1 protein-coding gene is annotated in these 1,375 nt (G+C 38.1%); it reads left to right on the forward strand.

The features are described from left to right. Positions 1 to 1,266, forward strand: a 1,266-nt coding sequence (gene tnpC / locus JCM15092_RS16380) for an IS66 family transposase (protein WP_034542130.1), incomplete at its 5' end; no start/stop codon positions are given. Between the last annotated feature and the right edge of the window lie 109 nt (positions 1,267 to 1,375).

A 1,375-nucleotide genomic window follows, 5' to 3' on the forward strand; every position in this document is an offset into this window, starting at 1 on the left:
CCTTCCAGAAAACCACTTGACACATCCAAGTTGCCGGTCAGGGAAGAACATATTTATCCGCAAGGAATAAATCTGGAGGAATATAGTGAATTGGCTCCTGAAATAAGTGATTCTCTTGAAAGGATACCGGCAATGGTATATATCAGAAGGATAATACGTCATAAATATGTGCTCAAATCAGATATCCAGATAAAAGATACAGAACGTAAAACTTTTGAGATAGCTCCAATGCCATTAGCACCTGTCGATAAATGTATTGCAGGTGCATCTGTACTTACAGACATCATACTTGACAAGTTCATGTATCATCTTCCTTTTTACAGAGTAATCCAGAAGTACCGTGAAAGTGGAATCATCTTCAATGACTCTACAATGAATGGATGGTTCAGCGCAACATGTGAAAGGATAAAGCCACTTTATGATGTCCTGAAATCAGAGATACTCTCAAGTGATTATATACAGGTCGATGAAAGCACGGTTCCTGTTATAGACAATGAAAAACATCGTACGGTCAAAGGTTATATGTGGTGTGTCAGGGATGCACTGCACGGATCAGTATGCTTCAGCTATGACTTTGGCTCAAGAAGCAAGGCAACAGCACGCAAACTCCTGTTTGGCTATCATGGTAATGTACAGACTGACGGTTATAATGTATATGATGACTTTGAAAAGGTAGAAGGCATAACTCTTTATGGATGTTGGGCCCATGCACGAAGAAAACTGGTTGATGCGCTTGATGAAGATAACCCAAAAGCCACACAAGGTCTTGTGTATATCAATAAACTATATCATATAGAGAGTCTTGCCGATGAGATGGGACTGACAATAGAACAGAGGAGGGATAAACGTAAATCAGAGGCATATCCTATAATCTGTGAGTTTGAAAAATGGCTCAGCGATACATGGTGTAAGGTACTTCCTGGAAGCAGGATGGGAAAAGCCATACAATATATCTATACACTACTTCCACGTCTGGCACGTTATGTAAATGATGGGAGGATAAATATAGACAATAATCTCATAGAGAATGCCATACGTCCATTAGCTATAGGTAGGAAAAACTATCTGTTTTGTGGAAATGATGACTCAGCAGTACGTGCAGCAATAGTTTATTCCTTAATAAGTTCCTGTAAGGCTGCCGAAGTTGATCCAAGAAAATGGATGACCGATATCTTAAGAAAATTACCTTTATACAAAGAATCAAAGATGGATATAAAGGAACTATTACCCTTGAACTGGAAAAACAAAACTGATTCTTCAAATTAAAACCAACTCGAATAAAATAGTACCAACTTGAATCAACTTTGTTCAACTCGGATAAACTTGATTAAAGTTGGACTTATTTGTGATTATATGTACTTTACCGAAGGCTTAC

This window comes from Phocaeicola paurosaccharolyticus JCM 15092, assembly GCF_000613805.1.
GTDB lineage: Bacteria > Bacteroidota > Bacteroidia > Bacteroidales > Bacteroidaceae > Phocaeicola > Phocaeicola paurosaccharolyticus.